The sequence below is a fragment of the Pseudomonas sp. WS 5021 genome (genome assembly GCF_012985535.1).
Classification (GTDB): Bacteria; Pseudomonadota; Gammaproteobacteria; order Pseudomonadales; family Pseudomonadaceae; genus Aquipseudomonas.
Genome location: NZ_JAAQWP010000007.1, coordinates 90,434 through 108,916 on the forward strand (window position 1 = coordinate 90,434; position 18,483 = coordinate 108,916).

Genomic DNA, 18,483 nt, shown 5'->3' on the forward strand with positions numbered 1-18,483 from the left:
GATGTTTGGTAAATTAAGTTGGGAAGCGGTCCCATTCCACGAGCCGATCGTGATGGTGACCATCGCCATGATCGCGCTGGGTGGTCTGGCGCTGTTTGCGGCAATCACCTACTTCAAGAAGTGGACCTACCTGTGGACCGAGTGGCTGACGTCGGTCGACCACAAGAAAATCGGCGTGATGTACATCATCGTCGCCATGGTCATGCTGCTGCGTGGTTTTGCCGACGCCATCATGATGCGTACCCAGTTGGCCATGGCCACCGAGGGTTCGCCTGGCTACCTGCCGCCTGAACACTATGACCAGATCTTCACCGCCCACGGTGTGATCATGATCATCTTCATGGCGATGCCTTTCTTCACCGGCCTGATGAACCTGGCAGTGCCGCTGCAGATCGGTGCGCGTGACGTTGCGTTCCCGTTCCTCAACTCCCTGAGCTTCTGGCTGCTGGTTTCCGGCGTCGTGCTGATCAACCTGTCCCTGGGCGTCGGCGAATTCGCCAAGACCGGTTGGGTTGCCTATCCGCCGTTGTCGGGGCTGCAATACAGTCCGGGCGTGGGGATGGATTACTACATCTGGGCGCTACAGCTATCCGGGCTGGGTACGACGCTGACGGGGGTCAACTTCCTGGCCACCGTGCTGAAAATGCGTACCCCAGGCATGAAGCTGATGGACATGCCGATCTTCACCTGGACCTGCACCTGGGCCAACGTCCTGATCGTGGCTTCGTTCCCGATCCTGACCGCTACCCTGGCCCTGCTGACGCTTGACCGTTACATGGATTTCCACATTTTCACCAATGAACTTGGTGGCAATCCAATGATGTACGTGAACCTGTTCTGGGCATGGGGTCACCCTGAGGTGTACATCCTGATCCTGCCAGCGTTCGGTATCTTCTCCGAAGTGATCTCGACCTTTACCGGCAAGCGCCTGTTCGGTCACCACTCGATGGTCTACGCCTCGGGCGCGATCTCCGTACTGGGCTTCATGGTCTGGCTGCACCACTTCTTCACCATGGGTTCGGGGGCCAGCGTCAACGCCTTCTTCGGCCTGGCGACGATGCTGATTTCGATCCCGACGGGGGTGAAGCTATTCAACTGGCTGTTCACCATCTATCACGGCCGCCTGCGCTTCACCAGCCAGGTTCTGTGGACCCTGGGCTTCATGGTGACCTTCGCCATCGGCGGCATGACCGGCGTACTGCTGGCCATCCCGGGTGCTGACTTCGTGCTGCACAACAGCCTGTTCGTGATCGCGCACTTCCACAACGTGATCATCGGTGGTGCGGTATTCGGCTACATCGCTGGCTTCAGCTTCTACTTCCCGAAAGCGTTCGGCTTCAAGCTGCACGAAGGCTGGGGCAAGGCTGCATTCTGGTTCTGGATCACCGGCTTCTTCGTCGCGTTCATGCCGCTCTACGCACTGGGCTTCATGGGCATGACCCGTCGTCTGAACGCCACTACCAACCCTGAGTGGGTGCCGTACCTGTACGTCGCCATGTTCGGTGCGGTGATGATCGCTGTCGGTATTGCCTGCCAGTTGATCCAGCTGTACGTGAGTATCCGTGACCGCAAGCAAAACGCCTGCGACTCCGGCGACCCATGGAATGCACACACCCTGGAATGGTCGACCTCGTCGCCACCGCCGTTCTACAACTTCGCCGTGCTGCCTAAGGCCGAGACCATCGATCCGTTCACCGAAGCCAAGGAAAACGGTACTGCGTACCAGCGACCTGTGCGCTACGAGCCGATCCACATGCCGAACAACACCGCCACTGGCGTGGTGATGGGCGCGCTGTTGACGGTCTTCGGTTTCGCGATGATCTGGCACATCTGGTGGCTGGCCATCGCAAGCCTGGCTGGCACCGTGATCTATTTCGTGATCCACGCGGCTCGTGATGATCAAGGCTACATGGTGCCGGTCGACGTGATCGAGCGCATCGAAGCCGAGCAGCACGCTCGCCTGGTAGCCGAGAAGAAGATTCCGGCCAACCGTGTTGAAACCTCGTTGGAACAGGCTTAAACCATGTCGAACTTAGTGACCAATGCTGGACACGCCCATGTCGATGACCATGGGCACGATGACCATCACCACGACTCGGGCGAGATGACCGTATACGGTTTCTGGCTCTACCTGATGACCGACTGCATCCTGTTTGCATCGATCTTCGCGGTATACGCGGTACTGGTAAACAACGTAGCGGGTGGCCCATCGGGCCACGACATCTTCGAACTGAATTACGTACTGGGCGAAACCGCCTTGCTGCTGTTCAGTTCGATCACCTACGGCTTCGCCATGCTGGCGTTCTTCCGTGGCAACAAGGCGGGCGTGCTGAAGTGGCTGGGCCTGACCTTCCTGCTCGGCCTTGGCTTTATCGCCATGGAGATCAACGAGTTCCACCTGCTGATCTCCGAAGGCTACGGCCCTAGCCGTTCCGGCTTCCTGTCGGCGTTCTTCACCCTGGTCGGTACCCACGGTCTGCACGTCACCGCCGGTCTGATCTGGATGGCGATCATGATGTACCAGGTCAACAAGCATGGCCTGACGTCGACCAACAAGACCCGCCTGAGCTGCCTGAGCCTGTTCTGGCACTTCCTGGACGTGGTCTGGATCTGCGTCTTCACCGTTGTCTACTTGATGGGGACTCTGTAATGGCTAATGCACACTCCCATGACAGCCATGATGCGAGCCACGGCAGCGTAAAGTCTTACGCTATCGGCTTCATCCTGTCGGTGATCCTGACGATCATCCCGTTCGGCCTGGTGATGTACCCAACCTTGCCGAAGGCCACGACACTGGCCATCGTGCTGTTGTTCGCGGTGATCCAGGTGGTTGTCCACCTGTATTACTTCCTGCACCTGGATCGCTCCCAGGCCCAGCGCAACAACGTGATTGCGTTTGTGTTCACGGCCATTGTGATCCTGCTGCTGGTCGGCCTGTCGTTGTGGATCATGTTCAGCATCCACACCTACATGATGGCGAAGTGAGGTAAGACCCGATGTCGCTCAAGCACTTTATCCAAATCACCAAACCGGGGATCATTTTCGGTAACGTGCTTTCTGTGGCAGGCGGTTTCTTCCTGGCCTCCAAGGGGCATGTCGATCTGGCCATCTTCCTGGCGGCAATGATCGGCACTTCCCTTGTTGTGGCATCCGGTTGCGTGTTCAACAACTGCATCGACCGTGACATCGATATCAAGATGGAGCGCACCAAGAATCGTGTGCTGGTCCAGGGCCTAATCTCCCTGAAACTGGCACTGATCTTCGCGACCGTCCTCGGTGTTGCCGGCGTGGCATTGCTGTACACGGTGGCCAATCCGCTGGCGGCGTTGTTTGCCGTGATCGGCTTTGTCATCTACGTCGGCCTCTACAGCCTGTACCTCAAGCGCAAGTCGGTTCACGGCACGCTGGTGGGCAGCCTGTCGGGGGCGATGCCGCCGGTGATTGGTTATGTCGCTGTGACCAATAGCTTCGACATGGCTGCGCTGGTGCTGCTGGTGATGTTCAGCCTGTGGCAGATGCCGCACTCCTACGCCATTGCGATCTTCCGTTTCAACGATTACCTGGCGGCTTCGATTCCGGTATTGCCGGTCAAGCGCGGCATCCAGGTGGCGAAGAAACACATCCTGCTCTACATCCTGGCCTTCCTCGTGGCGACCTTGATGTTGACCTTCAGTGGCTACGCCGGCATGAGCTACCTCGCCGTCGCCGCGGCCATGGGCATGTACTGGTTGTACATGGCCTGGACCGGCTACAAGGCGGTGGATGACACTGTCTGGGCGCGCAAGTTGTTCGTCTTCTCGATCTTCACCATCACGGCCTTGAGCGTGATGATGTCCCTGGATTTCCAGGTGCCGAAAGAGTTGCTGCTGACTTACGCCCACTGAGTTGGGATGCAATGAAAAGCCCCGCCTTCGAGAGAAGCGCGGGGCTTTTTTGTGGGGGTGGTTTGGTATGAGTACATATCCATTTCTGCGGTAACGGCGGCCTAGGGTTCCGCCCTGACGGCGGCTCACTTTGGAAAAGCCCCAAAGTAAGCAAAGGGCTCTTGCCCCACCACTCGGTGCCTCGCCTAGGCTCGGCATGCCCGCAGTCAGGCATTGCTCCGTGGGCCCGCCGCGATCGGCCATCCATGGCCGTGTCGCGGCTACCCCGGCATCCTGCCGGGGTGCCCACTGCGCAATACCTGCCTGCGGCCATCGTGGTTTAACGGGGCGCCTGAGATCAAAAGCAACAGCAAAACCAGAGCGCGGAGCTGCTTACCTGTGGGAGCGGGCTTGCTCGCGAAAGCGGTGTATCAATCAACAAATAAGTGACTGACACTGCGCATTCGCGAGCAAGCCCGCTCCCACATTTAGAGGGGGTAGGGCTTATTGCTGGGCGATGCTGTAACCGTCAAACGCAGTCTGCTGTTGCAGCGCGGTGACGATGCTCTTGCGCGTCAAAGGCTGCTCGACACCGGAGTTATCCACAAAGCTCTCACTCTCAAGCTCCGCTTCATCCCCTTCGCCCACAAAGCTGAACCCCAGGAACTCCAGCGCCTCGCGGTCAACATTGAGTTTGGAGCGCGGCGTGCGCAGCGGCAGGGTCACGCTGATCCCGTCCTTGCTGATCACAAACACTTCCAATTCCTTCTTCGCCCGCGCGGCCTTGCCCTTGCCGGCGCTCGGGTTGCTGATGGCCTGGTGGGTCTGGTTCAGCACCTTGAGCGCCAGGCCATACACCAGTTCCTGGAACTCGGGGTCGTCCTTGAAGCTGGACAGGATGCGGCTGATCGAAAACTTGCTGCTCAGGTCTTCCAGGGCGGCGTTGTCGGCCGCTTCGGCGTCCTTGAGCTGTTTGAGCTGGCCCATCAGGTCGTAGGCCTGGTCATCGTCGAAGGCGTCGTGGGCCTGGCGGATGGCGATGCGCAATTCGCGGATCTGGTCGCTTTCCTTGGAGGTATGGAACGCGTCCAGCACCATTTCACTGATGTTCTTGGCCGCTGGCACATGCTGTGAAAGATTGATGGCGTTTTCGTATTCAGCTTTGGATTGCAAGGTGACTACGGATTCTTCAGTACGGGAATCGGACATTGAAATTTCACTACTTCTGTAAGCGGGGAGACGAAAAAGCGTCGGGCATTTTCAAGGGCCAGGGTAGCAAGGTCAAGGCGGCACTCTGCCTTCATCGTCATCCGCGTCTACAGGCCCTGTATCTCTTGCAGTTGTGTCTCCAGCCGCTCCCGCAGCTCGCTGCCACGTCGGGCGATGAACACCAGTTGCGATGAATCCTGCGCATGCTCGCCGCCGGCCAGGGTGAACTGGCTGCGGTTGCCCACATGTTGCAACCAGAAGGGTTGGTCGTTGCCCTGTAAATGCACCAGGCCTTTGAGGCGGAACAAATCCTTGGGCAGTTGCCCCAGCCAATCGCGCAGGGCTTTGGCCGGCAGGGCCTGGGTGCCCTGCCAGGTCCAGCTTTCGAACAGTTCGTGGTGCGGCGCCGGCACCGGCGTCAGGCCGTTGCGTGGGTTGCGTTCGCCCAGCAGCAGGGCGTCGGGGATCTGCGCCTGGACGGTACTGATCACCCGCGTACGCGCCCCGATCTCGGCGCGCAGGCGCTGCAGTTCGGCGGCGCTGACCAGGTCGGCCTTGTTCAATAGCACCAGGTCGGCACACGCCACCTGGGCCCTGGACAAGCGCGCGAATTCACCTTCCAGGGTGCTGTAGCCGCTGGCGTCCACCAGGGTGATCACCGTATCCAGGTACAGGTGCGCCTTGAGTTGTGGATAACCCAGGGTTTGTACAATGCGTTGCGGGTCGGACACGCCGCTGCACTCGATCACGATCCGATCCAGGCGTGGGCGCATCTGGCTCAGGCTCACCAGTTGCGCCAGCAGGTCCTCTTGCACGGTGCAGCAGATGCAGCCGTTCTGCAGGCTGAACACGGCGTCGGTGACTTCGGCGATGATCGCCGCATCGATATTCAGCTCGCCGAAGTCATTGACGATCACCGCCATGCGCCCATGTTGCGGCTGCTGGGCGATACGGTTGAGCAGGGTGGTCTTGCCTGCGCCGAGAAAGCCCGAGACTACCGTGACCGCAATACGCTCGCTATTCATTCGATCACCGGCGGCAGGCCTTGCCACACGGCTTGCAGCGCCGTGCCTTCAAAAGTGTTGAGGCGGTCGTACACCGGCCGCCCATCGACCAGGGTCAGCAGCACCTGGGTCTGGTGGATGTAGTTGCGCGCGGGCTGGGCGAACAGGTCGCGGTCGATCACGATCAGGTCGGCGCACTTGCCCACCTCCAGGCTGCCGGTGGAGTGCTCCAGGCCCATGGCGTGGGCGCCGTTGAGGGTCGCCACTTGCAGTGCCTGCTCCAGGGTGATCGGCTCGCCGAAGCAGTCCGGTTCCTGGTTCCAGGGGTTTTGCCGGGTGACCATGGTTTCCAGGGCCAACCACGGGTCAATCGAGGCCACCGGCCAGTCGGTGCCCATCACCGCCAGGCCGCCTTCGGCCAGCACGCCTTTGAAGTCGTAGATGCGCTTGAGGCGCTCGGCGCCGTAACCGGAGCGGGCGCCGCTGGCAAACGGCGTCGGGTACCAGGCCGCCGGGGAGAACTCGGCGATCACGTTCAGCGCCTTGAAGCGCTTGAGGTTGCCCGGATGTAGCAGGGTGCTGTGGGCACATTGGTGACGAATGCCGCTGTCACCGTTGACCCGCCGCGCCTCGGCTACCGCATCGAGAAATACATCGGAAGCGCCGTCGCCGGTGCAATGGGCGATCACCCGCAGGCCGCGCCGGTCCATGTCCACCACCATGTCGGTGATATGTTCCGGGGTCAGGTTGAGCTTGCCGCGCCAGGTGGAGTCGGCCGCCCAGGGGGTCATCAGGTACGAAGACTTGGGCTCCACGGTGCCGTCGAAGTGGAACTTCACCGCGTTGGCGTTCAGCCGCGCGCTACGATAGTAGTGACGCTCGCCGCCGAGCAATTCCCAACGCCGGCGCACCGGGAAGATGTCGTCCTGCCAACTGATCGCGGCTTCCACGCGCAGGCTCAATTCGCCCGCGTCGTCCAGCTCCTTGAGGGCGTCCAGGCGTCGCTCGCAGACGTGAACATACTTGGTCGCGGTAACGCCACGCGAGCTCTGGAAATGCACGCCGTCGCGATAGGCCCGGCGCAGCACCGCCACCGGGGTCGGCGGCATGGCCGCGTGGATCAGCGCGTAGGCGCCGTCGATCATCAGGCCGTTGGGCTCGCCGCTGAGTTCGTCGCGCTCCATATAGCCGTTGCGCGGGTCGGCGGTGTGGCGGTCGATGCCGGCCAGTTTCAAGGCGCAGGAGTTGACCATCATGGTCCCCCACATACGGTCCAGCAGCGCCACCGGGCGGTCCGGCATGATGCTGTCGAGCCACTCGCGCCCTGGGGTCAGGCCGGCTTCGCGGAAGGTATAGCGCACCCAGTACTGGCCGTAGATCCAGCCATCGCCTGGGTGGGCATCGGCGTAGGCGTGGATCGCCGCCGCCAGTTGTTCGGGGGTGGGATCTTCGATGCCCACGTCCAGGTCATCGCTGTAGCGTGGCGCCAGGGCGAGGTCCGGATGGGTGTGCATGTCGTGCAGGCCGGGCATGCAGAATGCGCCCAGCAGGTCATGCTGGCGGGTCTGCGGGCCGATCAGGTGTTGCAGGTCGGCGAGTGTGCCGACTGCGATAAAACGTCCCCCGCGAATCGCCACCGCGTCGGCCCATGGCTGGGCCGGGTCGAGGGTGTAGAAACGGCCGTGGTGCAACACCAGGTCAGCGTGCTCGCCGACAACGGAGTGGGTGGAAGTGAATTGGTCGGAAGCGGTCACGGGGGAAACCTCAATATTCAAGACGAGCAAAGATCAAATGTGAGAGCTGGCTTGTGTGGGAGCTGGCTTGCCTGCGATAGCATCGCTTCGGTCTAACTGATACACCGAGGCGATGCTATCGCAGGCAAGCCAGCTCCCACATAAAGCCCAGTGTTCACAGAATCAGCGGTTGGCGCGCAGGCCCTCGACAAACCCGGCAATCCGCTGGCAAGCGTCTTTGAGGGTGTCGTCGGCGACGGTAAAGGAGATGCGCACAAAGCCTTCGGCACTGGCGCCAAACGCCTGGGCATCGAGCACCGACACCCCGGTGGCGCGGAACAGCTGCCAGGCAAAGTCCATGCTCGACAGCCCCGTCCGGCGCACGTCCACCAGCATGAACATCCCGGCCTGCGGTACCCGGCAATCAAGGTCGGCGATGTCACCCAGACCGGCCACCACCAGGTCACGCCGGCGGCGATACACGGTGCGCGCGTCGCTCACCACCTCGTCATCCAGTTCCAGGGCCTTGATCGCCGCTTCCTGGATAAACCCCGGCAAGCCATAGAGCATGCACAGCAGCAGGTTATCCAGGTGGCCGACCAATGTGGTCGGCGCCACCACCCAACCCACGCGCCAGCCGGTCATGGCGTGGGTTTTCGACAGGCTGTTGAGCACCACGGTGCGCTCGGCCATGCCCGGCAGCGAGGCGATGCTCAGGTGCGGCTGGTCGTAAGTGATCTGGCCGTAGACCTCATCGGAAATCACCCACAAGTCATGCTCGCGGGCGACTTCCGCCACCAACTCCAGCTCTTCACGGCTGTAGACGTTCCCGGTGGGGTTGCACGGCGTGGCCAGGGCAATGCCCCGGGTCTTGGCGCTAATGGCTTTTTCCAGGGCCGCGCGGGTCAGGCGAAAGCCGTTGGCCGCCGGTTGCTCGATGGTCGCGATGCGCGCACCGGAGGCGTGGATGCACGCCTCATAGGTCAGGTACATCGGCTCCGGCACCAGCACTTCGTCGCCATGGCTGAACAGGCACAACGAGGTGGCGAACAGGCCGTTTTGCGCACCGGCCACCAGGGCCACGTTATCGGCGTGTACGCCAATGCCTTGCAGACGGCTTTGCTTGGCCGCAATCGCCTCGCGCAGAGCCGGTCGGCCGAGGACGTGGGTGTAATGGGTGTCGCCGGCGCGCAGGGCGTCGACGGCGGTTTCGCAGATGGCACTGGCGGTGGCGAAGTCGGGATCGCCGACGCTCAACACAATCACATCTTCGCCACGGCCACGGGCTTCGACGGCCGCGTAGTGAATATCCCAGGCGCTGACGGACTCGCCACTAATGCGCTCGACAAACGGTGAATAACGCATCCTTGTTCTCCTAAAATTGATTCAAGCCTGGCGCTGCGGGACTTTGCCCCAGCGCGAGAAGACGTGTTCGATCACGAACGCCAGGACAATGTAGATCACCGCCACCGCCAACAGGGGCTCATACACCCGCAGCGTCTGTGCCCGCACCAGGTTGGCGGCGCCGAGCAGGTCGGTGACGGCCACGGTGGAGGCCAGCGCAGTCGCCTTGAGCAGCAGCACGGTTTCGCCCACCAGCGTCGGCTTGACCAACTCCAGGGCCCGTGGCAACCAGACCCGGCGCAGCACCATCAGGCGCTTCATGCCAAACGCCCGCGCCGCTTCCAGTTCGCCCCGTGGCACGGCGCGCAGGGCACCGCGCAGTACTTCGCCGACATAGGCGCCGACACACAAAATCAGCGCCAGGGCCACGTACCAGAAACCTTCACGCAAGTACGGCCAGAGGAAACTGCCGCGAATCAGCGGGTAGCTGGCAAACACGCTGCCCACGCCGTAATACAGGATGTAGATCTGCACCAGCAGCGGCGTGCCCCGGAATACTGCGGTATAGGCGCGCAACGGCCCGCTGATCAGTGGGTTGGACGACAAGCGCCCCAACGCCACCAGCACCGCCAGCAAGAAGCCAAACACCCCGGACAAGGCCAGCAACTTCAGGGTGATGCCCAGGCCGTGCAGCAGTTCGTTGCCAAAACTGTTGATCCATGAAAAGTCCATCGGCTGCGCTCCTTAGTGCTGCGGCATCCAGCGGTTGATCCGTCGCTCGAACACCCGGAAGGCGCCGTTGGAAATCAGGGTGATGATGAAATACACCGCCGCCACCGCCAGGTAGAACACCAGGTAATGCTTGGTGGAACCGGCCGCCTGTTTGCCCACCGAGAGCAACTCGCTGTAGCCGACGATGCTGATCAGCGCGCTGTCCTTGACCAGCACCAGCCACAGGTTTGACAGGCCGGCCATGGCAAACGGCAACATGCTCGGCAGCAACACCCGGCGCACCAGCAGCCAGCGCTCAATGCCAAAGGCCCGCGCCGCTTCCAGTTGGCCCACGGGAATGGCCTGGATCGCGCCGCGAATGATCTCTGCCGAATACGCGCCCTGGACGATGCCCAGCACCAGCACGGCGGCGATAAAACCGTTGACCGTCACGCTCTCGCGGCCCATGGCGGCCATCGCCATGTTCAGCAGGTCGGTGCCGGCGTAATACAGCAGCAAAATCAGCAGCAGCTCCGGCACCGCGCGGTACAGCGTGGTGTACAGGTTGGCCAGGCGCACCATCCAGCGTGGGCCCTTGAGCTTGATCATGGCCACCAGCAGGCCGATGCCCAGGCCCAGCACAAAGGCCCCGGCGGAAATCTGTAAGGTCACCACCGCCCCCTGGAGCAGGGCGTTGAGCCAGCCATCGGCGACGAACAGCTGGGTGAGTTCGGACAAAGAAATCATGGCGCGTTCCGTTGGACGTTATTGCGCGGAAATATCGACGCTGAAATAGCGGCTGCGAATTTTGTCGTAGGTGCCGTCAGCCTTGAGCGCCGCCAGTGCGGTGTTGAGCTGCTCGCGCAGGCTGTCGTCACCCTTGCGCACTGCGGCACCGATGCCGGACCCAAACAGCGGGTCTTTGGGCGCCAGGCCCTTGTCGGCCAGGCCGCTGCCGGCATCAGACTTGAGCATCGGCTCGATGGTCAGGGCGTCGGCGAGCATCACGTCGATCCGCCCGCTTTGCAGGTCGGCGGTCATGTCGTCCTGGGTGTTGTAGTAGCGCAGGGTCGAGCCCTTGGCGTAGTAGGCTTTGAGGTAAGTGGCGTTGGAGGTCGAGCCCTGCACGCCGATCAGCTTGCCCTTGAGGCCTTCGGGGGTGGTGACCAGATCCAGGCTTTTGTCGGCGACCCACATGGCCGGGGTCTGGTAGTACGGGGCAGTAAAGGCGATGACCTTTTCGCGCTCCTCGGTGATGCTCAGGGAGTTGAGGATCACGTCGATCTGGCTCGATTGCAGCGCCGGGATCAAACCGTCCCAGGACACTTCCTTGAGCGGGCACTGGGCTCGCAGGCGTTCGCACAGGGCCTTGATCAGGTCCGGCTCGAAGCCGCTCCAGGCGCCATTGCCGGCTTTTTCGGAGAACGGCGGGTAGGGTTCCAGGGCGATGCCGAAGACGATTTTCTCGGCGGCAATTGCACTGTGGGACAGCACGGCGAGCACGCAGCCGGCGGCGAGGGATTTCAGAGAGTTATGCATGGCTTGACCCTTTCGAAGTTATTGTTTTGAAGGATGGAAGCGGCAGTTCAAACGCGATTGTCCTGGGCCATGACGAACTGGCGGCAACGCTCGCTGGTGGGGTTGTGGAAGACTTGCTGGGGCGTGCCTTCTTCTTCAACCAACCCTTGGTGCAAAAACATGACCTTGCTCGATACATCGCGGGCAAACGCCATTTCGTGGGTGACGAGGATCATGGTGCGGCCTTCTTCGGCGATGCCCTGGATCACCTTCAGCACTTCGCCGACCAGTTCCGGGTCGAGGGCCGAGGTGGGTTCATCCATCAGCAATACGCGCGGGCGCATGGCCAGGGCGCGGGCGATGGCCACGCGCTGTTGCTGGCCGCCGGACAGGAAGGCGGGGAAGGTATCGCGCTTGCTGGCCAGGCCGACTTTTTCCAGCAGGTGCTCGGCGTGGGCGATGGCGTCCTTGCGGTCTTCACCCAACACATACACCGGTGCTTCGATGACATTTTCCAGCACGGTGCGGTGGGGCCACAGGTTGAAGCTCTGGAACACCATGCCCAGTTGCGTGCGCAGGCGTGCCACCTGGTCAGGATCGGCGATCAGCGGGTTGCCGGCGCGGTCCTTTTTCAGGCGCACTTCTTCGCCGTTGATGCGCAGGCTGCCGCTGCAGGGGATTTCCAGGAGGTTGATGCAACGCAGCAGGGTGCTTTTGCCCGAACCGCTGGAGCCGATCAGCGACACCACATCGCCTTCATTGGCGCGCAGGGAAATGCCTTTGAGAACATGGTGCGCGGCATAGCTCTTGTGCAGAGCATCGATGGCGACCACCGGGGTGACTGGGTTCAAGGGTTTTCCCTCTTTATTTTTGTAAATTGATCAACCTGGACACCGCCCCCTGTAGGAGCTGGCTTGCCAGCGAAAAACGCCAGAACACCGCGTTTATCCAGAATGCCCACGTCATCGCTGACGACCATCGCCGGCCAGTCTTGGAATGCCGTGATGCAGTTCGAGAATAGCCACTGGCCACTTGAGGTCAATCGAGCATTTTTCGCTCGATATTGAAATTTAATTCAACTGTCCCGCGCGTCGGCGGCTATGTCTCAGGCGCGATTGCGGCTATGGTGCGGGTATCTTTGAGCAGGTGAACATCCATGCGTTACCCCTCCATGACCGCCTTGCGGGCGCTGGACGCGGTGGCCCGGCTGGGCAGCGTGTCCGAGGCCGCGACCGAGCTGAACCTCACCCCCAGCGCCATCAGCCACCAGATCAAGAGCCTGGAACAGACCCTGGGTTTTGCCCTGACCGAGCGCACCGGGCGCAATATCCGCATCACCTGGCAGGGCGAGCGCTATGCCCGGGATATCCACGGGCTGCTGGCCAATATCCTCGAGGCCGGGCAGCGTTTCGATGGCCAGCAGGTCAGCGGGCGCCTGTGTATCAGCAGCCCGGCGGGGTTTGCCACCTATTGGTTGTGCACCCATATCGCCGACTTCCAGGCACTTTATCCACAGGTCGAACTGCACCTGATTTCTCCGCGCACCCCGGACGACACCAGCGACCACGGCGCCGACCTGTTTATCGCCTACGGCATGGGCGACTGGCCCAACCAGCATGTGCAGAAGATCGTCTCGCTGCGCTACTTCCCGGTGTGCAGCCCGCGCCTGGTCAACACCATGGGCGGCCTGAAGAACCCGGAGCACCTGGCCGGTGCGCCGTTGCTGCATATGATCGACTACTCCGACTGGCGCGTTTGGCTGGCCGCCGCCGGTGCACCGAATGTCGATGTGCAGCGCGGCATCGTGTTTGCCGATGCGCACTTTGTGCAGTCGGCGTGCATCGCCAGCCAGGGCATCGCCATGGGCGACAACCTGATCAGCGGCGAGGCCCTGGCCAGGGGCTTGCTGGTGCGGCCGTTCGAGACCGAGATCGAATCCAACCGTGGCTATTACCTGGTGGCCGATCACCAGAAAGTCGAGCGCCCGGTGGTACAGGCATTTGGCGAGTGGGTGAAATCGCAGCTGGGTGGCGGGCTTTGACGCGCGGCAATCCGTGAATTTTTTTTGCCAATGGCCGGTAAATTTTTTGCTTGTCCGCCCTCCGAGCGCGTCCTAAGGTCTGGCCAATCGACACAGAACAATAAGAAGGAAATGAGCAATGACCACCTGCGCCCAGTCCCTGGTTCGCCTGCTGGAAGGTTATGGGGTAGATACCGTGTTCGGTATCCCCGGCGTGCACACCGTCGAGCTCTATCGCGGCCTGCACGGCAGCCGCCTGCGCCATGTCAGCCCGCGCCATGAGCAGGGCGCCGGCTTTATGGCCGACGGCTACGCCCGCGCCAGCGGCAAGCCGGGGGTGTGTTTCATCATCACCGGCCCCGGCATGACCAATATTCTGACCGCCATGGGCCAGGCCTATGCCGACTCGGTGCCGATGCTGGTGATTTCCACCACCAACCGCCGCGAACACCTGCGCCTGGGCCACGGGCATCTGCACGAGCTGCCGGATCAGCGCGCGATGGTCGCTGGTGTGTGTGCGTTCAGCCATACCCTGCAATCGCCGGAGCAATTGCCGGAATTGCTGGCCCGCGCCTTCGCCGTGTTCAAGTGCGCGCGCCCACGCCCGGTGCATCTGGAAATCCCCCTGGATGTGCTGGACATGCCCGCCGTGGACCTCAACCTGATGCCCCGCAGCCTGCCAGGCGCCCCGGCCCCGGCGCCGGCCTCGCTGCGGGCGGCGTTGAGCCTGCTCAATGAGGCGCGGCGGCCGCTGATCCTCGCCGGCGGCGGCGCCCGTGATTGCGCCGAAGTCTTGCAGCAACTGGCCGAACGCCTGCAAGCGCCGGTGGCCCTGACCACCAATGCCCGTGGCTTGCTGCCCATGGGCCACCCGTTGTTGCTGGACGGCGTGCAGTCTTCCAGGCATGGCCGTTCGTTGTTTGACGAGGCCGATGTGATCCTCGCCGTGGGCACTGAACTGGGAGAAACCGACTACGATTTCTTCGGCCTTGGCCCACTGAAATTCAAGGCGCCGCTGATCCGCCTGGATATCGACCCGATGCAAGTCATGGGCGTGCAACGCGCCCATGTCGGGCTGGTGGGCGATGCCCGCGAAGGGTTGCAGGCGCTGCTGGATGAGGTCAGTCCGCCGGCGCCGAGCGGGCGTTGGGCGCAGGACAGCGTGCAGCGCGTCAACCGCCTGGAGCGCGAGACGTGGAATGCCAAGCAGCAGGGGCTGCAAGGCTTGCTGGACCTGCTGCGCGACAGCCTGGTCGACCCGCTGATCGTCGGCGATTCGACCCAGCCGGTGTACCAGGGCGCGGTGGGCTACCAGGCCCCGGCTGCCAACAGTTGGTTTAATGCCGGAACCGGCTACGGCACCCTCGGCTACGGATTGCCAGCGGCAATCGGCGCCAAGCTGGCCAAGCCCGAGCGATCGGTGGTGGCGCTGGTGGGCGATGGCGGCCTGCAGTTTGCCAGCAACGAACTGATCGCGGCCCGCGAGGCCGGCATCGGCGTGATCCTGGTGGTGTGGAACAACCAGTGCTACGGCGAGATCCGGGACTATATGCAGGCCCGGGAAATCACGCCGCTGGGGGTGGATATCCTGACCCCGGACTTTGCCGCGATGGCCCGCAGTTGCCACGTCGCCCACCACATGGCCGACACGCCACAGGCCTTGCACGCGTTGTTGCAAAGCCTGGCCGCCACCCCTCAGCCGGTGATGATCGAACTCGACGCTGCGCACTACCTGCAAAACGCCTGAAGCGCTTCGGCCCTGATCCATATCAACGGGCCACCATCGAAAATCCGCTACAACACAACCGGGGCTTACCCAGCCCCGGTTATCCGCCTGATGACCTCATAAAAACGAAGACAAAACCTGTACCCAGGGGCCAACCCCCAGGCCAGGTTATTAAAGGAATAATGCGATGGCCCTTTCTCTGTCACGTTTGGCCTTGATGGGGGCGACGCTGTGTCTTGCGCTTCCCCTGCACGCCAACGAACCCGCCAAACCCGATACCGAACTGATCGCCCAGGGCAAATACGTTGCCCAACTGGGTGACTGCATCGCCTGCCACACCGCCAAGCAAGGCGCCGAGATGGCGGGTGGCCTGGAGCTGAACACGCCCATGGGCACCATCTACTCCAGCAACATCACCCCGGACCGTGAGACCGGGATTGGTCAATACAGCTTCGAACAGTTCGACCGCGTGATGCGCGAAGGCGTGACACCGGCCGGCATGAACCTGTACCCGGCGATGCCGTATCCGTCCTACGCGAAGATGAGCGAAGAGGACATGCGGGCCCTGTTCGCCTACCTGATGCAAGCCGTCGAGCCGGTGAAAAAGGTCAACCTTGAGGCAGACATGGGCTTCCCGTTCAACCAGCGCTGGGGCCTGGCGTTGTGGAATTTCATGTTCCTCGACAAACAACCGTTCCAGCCCGACCCGGCCCGGGATGCCGTGCTCAACCGCGGCGCCTATCTGGTCCAGGGCCTCGGCCACTGCGGCTCGTGCCATACCCCGCGGGGTATCGCCTTCCAGGAAAAAGCCATGAGCGACACCGGCAGCGGCGGCGAGCACTACCTGGGCGGGGAAACCGTCGAACACTGGCGTGCCTTGAGCCTGCGTAACCTGTGGACGGTGCCAGACACCGTGCAGTTGCTCAAGACCGGGCAGAACCGCTTTGCCACCGTGTCGGGCAACATGGTGGACGTGATCCGTCACAGCACCCAGCACTTCACGGATGCCGACCTGACGGCCATTGCGACGTATCTCAAATCCCTGCCACCGGGCAAGGACGACTTGCCGATGCCGGCTGTCGCCAAAGGCCCTGTCGAACTGCCCAAGGACTTGTTCACCAGCCGGGGCGGCCTGGGCTATATGCAGTTTTGCAGCGATTGCCACCGCAGCGACGGCGCGGGCGTGAAGGGCCTGTTCCCGGCATTGGCCGGCAACGCCGGCGTGATGGCCAGCAACCCGACCTCGCTGCTGCACATCACCCTCACCGGTTGGGAAACCGCCGAGACCGCCGCCCATCCCCGGGTCTACACCATGCCGGGCTTCGCACGCCTGGGGAATAACGAAGTAGCGGAAATCCTCACCTTTGTGCGCACGCGCTGGGGTAACGAAGGCACGCCAATCAGCACCGCCCAGGTGAAGAAAATGCGTGACCAGCTCAACCCGGTCAGCACCGACTCCTCGGCGTTCGAGACGCCGCGCCTGGCCAACCTGCTGGCGGCGCCGAATGCCGACCAGGTGGTACGCGGCATGCGCCTGCACCTGCAAACCAAGGAACTGCTGCCCGAGAATGTCGGCAACTCGCTGAACTGCACCAGTTGCCATCTCAACGCTGGCACTGTGGCTGATGGTTCGCCGTTCGTGGGTGTGTCGGCATTCTTCCCCAGTTACGCCCCGCGTGCTGGCAAGGTGGTGAGCCTGGAAGAGCGCATCAACGGTTGCTTCCGCCGCTCGATGAATGGCAAGCCCGTGCCACCACAATCGGCGGACATGCAGGCGATGGTGGCGTACTTCGACTGGATGAAAAACAACACCAAGCCCGAGGACAAAGTCCCCGGCCGTGGCGTAGGCAAGATCGACCCGGCCATCAAGCCCGACCTGGCCAATGGCGAGCAGGTCTACGCCAAGCAATGCGCGGTGTGCCACGGCAACGACGGCGAGGGCCTGGCCCGCGCCGACGGCAGCCTGGTGTACCCACCGTTGTGGGGCGATCAGTCCTTCAACATCGGCGCCGGCATGGCCCGCACCTACACGGCGGCAGCGTTCGTCAAACGCAACATGCCGATCGGCTTCCACGAGAAATTCCCACTGGGCCAGGGCGGCTTGTCGGACCAGGAAGCGGTAGACGTCGCTGCCTACTTCTCGCAAAAACCACGCCCTGACTTCCCGGACAAGGTGAAGGACTGGCCGAACGGCGGTAAGCCGGTGGACGCGCGTTACTGATCTGGGCTCCTACAGTCTGGTGTAGTGCGGACTGTCGGAGCCTGTGCGCGGTTACTGTGAAACCCGGTCCTTGCCCGCTGCCTTGGACCGGTACAGCGCCTGGTCTGCCCGGGCCATCAGGTTGGTGGGGGGCTCGTCAGGGAGGCGTTGCGCCAGCCCCAGGCTCAAGGTCACCTTGAAATCGCCCACGGGGGGGATGTCGTGAATGGCCTGGCGGATGCGCTCGGCCAGCTTCCTGGCGGTTTCCATGGTGCTTTTGGGCAGGACCACCATGAACTCATCGCCTCCCCAGCGCGCGAGCAGGTCGCCCTGGCGCACGCAGTGTTCCAGGCGTTCGACCACCCGCAACAGCGTGGCATCACCTACGGCGTGACCGTGCTGGTCGTTGATGGGCTTGAAATCATCGACATCCATGGCAATCACCGCCAACGGCAGGCGAAACCGCTGGGCGCGCTCGCACTCCTCGAACAGGACTTTTTCCAGGCGATAGCGGTTGGCAATCCGGGTCAAGGTATCGCGCTCGGCCAGGGAGCGGTTTTCGTCCAGTTGCAACTGCAGTTGCTGGTTGACCCGCGACAGTTCGCGGGTGCGTTCGGCTACCAGCGCTTCAAGGGATTGGTTGCGCCGCTCGAGCTGTTCCAGGGAACGTTTGCGTTGATGAATGCTGCGGTGGGCGCCGACCATGCGCCACACCGAGCCATCGGGGTTGCGGGCGATGATGTAGCCTCGGTCTTCGATCCACAACCAGGTGCCGTCTTTTTTGCGACAGCGATATTCGGCCTGATAAAGGGGGGTGCGACTGTTGATGTAGTCGTCGAAGAGTTTCATCACATGGGGGTAATCGTCGGGGTGGATCACGCTTTCCCAGGTGAACACCGTGTTTTCCAGGGAGTGGTGATCGTAGCCCAGCATTTCGTACCAGCCGGGGTTGCGATAGACAAACCCGGTGTTGGCATCCCAGTCCCAGATTCCATCGCTGACCAGTTCCATGATGGCATGGACCAGGTCGGCGTTGACGTCGAAAAGCTCACTTTTCAACGGATCAAAATCGGATGTATCGCCCATCTGCGCGCTCCCTGCGAGGATGCTGGCTCACTGTGGCCAGTCAGGTGTTAACGCCGATACTCCGTGGCT

At 62.2% G+C, this 18,483-nt stretch carries 15 protein-coding genes and 1 pseudogene; 7 read left to right on the plus strand and 9 right to left on the minus strand.

The features are described from left to right. Position 1: 1 nt before the first annotated feature. From cyoB to cyoE, 4 genes are read left to right on the plus strand one after another with little or no spacing between them, the layout of a single operon-like run. Positions 2–2,020, plus strand: coding sequence for a cytochrome o ubiquinol oxidase subunit I (gene cyoB, locus HBO19_RS21420; RefSeq protein WP_057444528.1), 2,019 nt, complete (start codon positions 2–4; stop codon positions 2,018–2,020). A gap of 3 nt (positions 2,021–2,023) precedes the next feature. Next, complete coding sequence (gene cyoC, locus HBO19_RS21425; protein WP_038446230.1) at positions 2,024–2,650, plus strand: cytochrome o ubiquinol oxidase subunit III; 627 nt, start codon at positions 2,024–2,026, stop codon at positions 2,648–2,650. Then, entirely contained in the window at positions 2,650–2,985 is a 336-nt protein-coding gene (gene cyoD, locus HBO19_RS21430) for a cytochrome o ubiquinol oxidase subunit IV (RefSeq protein ID WP_029300215.1), read from the plus strand. The genes cyoC and cyoD overlap by 1 nt, the downstream gene beginning before the upstream one ends. 11 nt (positions 2,986–2,996) lie before the next feature. Further along, the gene (gene cyoE, locus HBO19_RS21435; RefSeq protein ID WP_029300217.1) at positions 2,997–3,884 is read left to right on the plus strand and encodes a heme o synthase; all 888 of its coding nucleotides are present in this window, start codon (positions 2,997–2,999) and stop codon (positions 3,882–3,884) included. A 483-nt stretch (positions 3,885–4,367) separates the two neighbouring features. Here the strand turns inward: cyoE and HBO19_RS21440 are convergent, their stop codons facing one another. From HBO19_RS21440 to HBO19_RS21475, 8 genes and pseudogenes are all read right to left on the minus strand, one after another. After that, positions 4,368–5,072, minus strand: a complete 705-nt coding sequence (locus HBO19_RS21440; protein ID WP_169956220.1) for a hypothetical protein — start codon at positions 5,070–5,072, stop codon at positions 4,368–4,370. Positions 5,073–5,179: 107 nt separating this feature from the next. Beyond that, entirely contained in the window at positions 5,180–6,097 is a 918-nt protein-coding gene (locus HBO19_RS21445; RefSeq protein ID WP_170058270.1) for a GTP-binding protein, read from the minus strand. Beyond that, the gene (locus tag HBO19_RS21450; RefSeq protein ID WP_169956224.1) at positions 6,094–7,830 is read right to left on the minus strand and encodes an amidohydrolase; all 1,737 of its coding nucleotides are present in this window, start codon (positions 7,828–7,830) and stop codon (positions 6,094–6,096) included. Before HBO19_RS21450 ends, HBO19_RS21445 begins: the two co-directional genes overlap by 4 nt. A 162-nt stretch (positions 7,831–7,992) precedes the next feature. Further along, a complete protein-coding gene (locus HBO19_RS21455) occupies positions 7,993–9,174 on the minus strand; it encodes an aminotransferase class I/II-fold pyridoxal phosphate-dependent enzyme (protein WP_170058271.1) in 1,182 nt (393 codons plus the stop codon). A 21-nt stretch (positions 9,175–9,195) separates the two neighbouring features. Next, the gene (locus HBO19_RS21460; RefSeq protein ID WP_057437876.1) at positions 9,196–9,885 is read right to left on the minus strand and encodes an ABC transporter permease subunit; all 690 of its coding nucleotides are present in this window, start codon (positions 9,883–9,885) and stop codon (positions 9,196–9,198) included. Positions 9,886–9,897: 12 nt separating this feature from the next. After that, positions 9,898–10,611, minus strand: coding sequence for an ABC transporter permease subunit (locus HBO19_RS21465; protein WP_169902072.1), 714 nt, complete (start codon positions 10,609–10,611; stop codon positions 9,898–9,900). A gap of 18 nt (positions 10,612–10,629) precedes the next feature. Further along, positions 10,630–11,403 (minus strand): transporter substrate-binding domain-containing protein, encoded by a 774-nt coding sequence (locus HBO19_RS21470; protein WP_170058272.1) that lies wholly within the window; start codon positions 11,401–11,403, stop codon positions 10,630–10,632. A gap of 47 nt (positions 11,404–11,450) precedes the next feature. Further along, positions 11,451–12,215 (minus strand): annotated as a pseudogene (locus HBO19_RS21475) (ATP-binding cassette domain-containing protein); the annotation flags it as partial. A 323-nt stretch (positions 12,216–12,538) separates the two neighbouring features. On the opposite strand from HBO19_RS21475, the gene HBO19_RS21480 reads away from it, so the two are divergent. The 3 genes from HBO19_RS21480 to HBO19_RS21490 all read left to right on the plus strand — a co-directional run bounded on the left by HBO19_RS21480 (position 12,539) and on the right by HBO19_RS21490 (position 17,349). Further along, positions 12,539–13,423 carry a LysR substrate-binding domain-containing protein gene (locus tag HBO19_RS21480; protein ID WP_029300234.1) on the plus strand — a complete coding sequence of 295 codons (885 nt, stop codon included), beginning with the start codon at positions 12,539–12,541 and terminating at the stop codon, positions 13,421–13,423. 118 nt (positions 13,424–13,541) lie between these two features. Beyond that, positions 13,542–15,149, plus strand: coding sequence for a 5-guanidino-2-oxopentanoate decarboxylase (locus HBO19_RS21485; protein WP_170058273.1), 1,608 nt, complete (start codon positions 13,542–13,544; stop codon positions 15,147–15,149). A 166-nt stretch (positions 15,150–15,315) separates the two neighbouring features. Then, positions 15,316–17,349, plus strand: a complete 2,034-nt coding sequence (locus HBO19_RS21490; protein WP_170058274.1) for a c-type cytochrome — start codon at positions 15,316–15,318, stop codon at positions 17,347–17,349. Between the two features lie 51 nt (positions 17,350–17,400). Here HBO19_RS21490 and HBO19_RS21495 read toward each other — a convergent pair whose 3' ends face one another. Then, complete coding sequence (locus HBO19_RS21495) at positions 17,401–18,414, minus strand: diguanylate cyclase (RefSeq protein WP_170058275.1); 1,014 nt, start codon at positions 18,412–18,414, stop codon at positions 17,401–17,403. Positions 18,415–18,483: the final 69 nt, after the last annotated feature.

Excerpts from the sequence above, each read along its gene's own strand:
- cyoB (WP_057444528.1), top strand. The coding sequence starts at position 2 with ATGTTTGGTAAATTAAGTTGGGAAGCGGTCCCATTCCACGAGCCGATC.
- cyoC (WP_038446230.1), top strand. The coding sequence starts at position 2,024 with ATGTCGAACTTAGTGACCAATGCTGGACACGCCCATGTCGATGACCAT.
- cyoD (WP_029300215.1), top strand. The coding sequence starts at position 2,650 with ATGGCTAATGCACACTCCCATGACAGCCATGATGCGAGCCACGGCAGC.
- cyoE (WP_029300217.1), top strand. The coding sequence starts at position 2,997 with ATGTCGCTCAAGCACTTTATCCAAATCACCAAACCGGGGATCATTTTC.
- HBO19_RS21440 (WP_169956220.1), bottom strand. The coding sequence starts at position 5,072 with ATGTCCGATTCCCGTACTGAAGAATCCGTAGTCACCTTGCAATCCAAA.
- HBO19_RS21445 (WP_170058270.1), bottom strand. The coding sequence starts at position 6,097 with ATGAATAGCGAGCGTATTGCGGTCACGGTAGTCTCGGGCTTTCTCGGC.
- HBO19_RS21455 (WP_170058271.1), bottom strand. The coding sequence starts at position 9,174 with ATGCGTTATTCACCGTTTGTCGAGCGCATTAGTGGCGAGTCCGTCAGC.
- HBO19_RS21460 (WP_057437876.1), bottom strand. The coding sequence starts at position 9,885 with ATGGACTTTTCATGGATCAACAGTTTTGGCAACGAACTGCTGCACGGC.
- HBO19_RS21465 (WP_169902072.1), bottom strand. The coding sequence starts at position 10,611 with ATGATTTCTTTGTCCGAACTCACCCAGCTGTTCGTCGCCGATGGCTGG.
- HBO19_RS21470 (WP_170058272.1), bottom strand. The coding sequence starts at position 11,403 with ATGCATAACTCTCTGAAATCCCTCGCCGCCGGCTGCGTGCTCGCCGTG.
- HBO19_RS21480 (WP_029300234.1), top strand. The coding sequence starts at position 12,539 with ATGCGTTACCCCTCCATGACCGCCTTGCGGGCGCTGGACGCGGTGGCC.
- HBO19_RS21485 (WP_170058273.1), top strand. The coding sequence starts at position 13,542 with ATGACCACCTGCGCCCAGTCCCTGGTTCGCCTGCTGGAAGGTTATGGG.
- HBO19_RS21490 (WP_170058274.1), top strand. The coding sequence starts at position 15,316 with ATGGCCCTTTCTCTGTCACGTTTGGCCTTGATGGGGGCGACGCTGTGT.
- HBO19_RS21495 (WP_170058275.1), bottom strand. The coding sequence starts at position 18,414 with ATGGGCGATACATCCGATTTTGATCCGTTGAAAAGTGAGCTTTTCGAC.